This is a genomic window from Novosphingobium aureum, from assembly GCF_015865035.1.
Lineage (GTDB): Bacteria > Pseudomonadota > Alphaproteobacteria > Sphingomonadales > Sphingomonadaceae > Novosphingobium > Novosphingobium aureum.
Genome location: NZ_JADZGI010000034.1, coordinates 1 through 454 on the forward strand (window position 1 = coordinate 1; position 454 = coordinate 454).

A 454-nucleotide genomic window follows, 5' to 3' on the forward strand; every position below is an offset into this window, starting at 1 on the left:
CAGCAGTAGCATGCCAACCAGTTCTTTCTTCAACACCAGCAGCAGCACGGTGATCATTAGCTTCCCGACGAACCTCTCGAGTTCAGCCTCGCTATCGTTCACTTCGCTCAGCACGCTTACCTCGTCGTCTTCGGTCTCTAAGTACACCCCGACGGTGGAATCTCAATATTCGTTCTTGACGCAGTCCTCGCTCATCCTTAACACGCCGACATCAAGTTCCACGCCATTGTCGTCGTCTTCATTGTCGCAGTCCTCCACGATCACCACCCCTGACCCGCCCCCCTCCATTGTGTCGATCGCGAGCAGCAGCGTGACAGCCACCGCGAGTCCGTCGTCTGCTCCTCTGCCTGCAGGACTGCCTGCGCGTATTTATCCATCGCCCGTTGTTCAACCAGACGAAGTACCATCGAATTACTCGTTGATCAGCTTACTCTTCCAGAACACACTGAACTGG

1 protein-coding gene is annotated in these 454 nt (G+C 55.1%); it reads right to left on the bottom strand.

Annotation, left to right across the window (positions count from 1 at the left end; all coding sequences use genetic code 11):
* Positions 1–162 precede the first annotated feature (162 nt).
* On the bottom strand, positions 163–321 hold the full coding sequence (locus I5E68_RS20515; protein ID WP_197167484.1) for a hypothetical protein: 159 nt from the start codon (positions 319–321) through the stop codon (positions 163–165).
* Positions 322–454 lie beyond the last annotated feature (133 nt).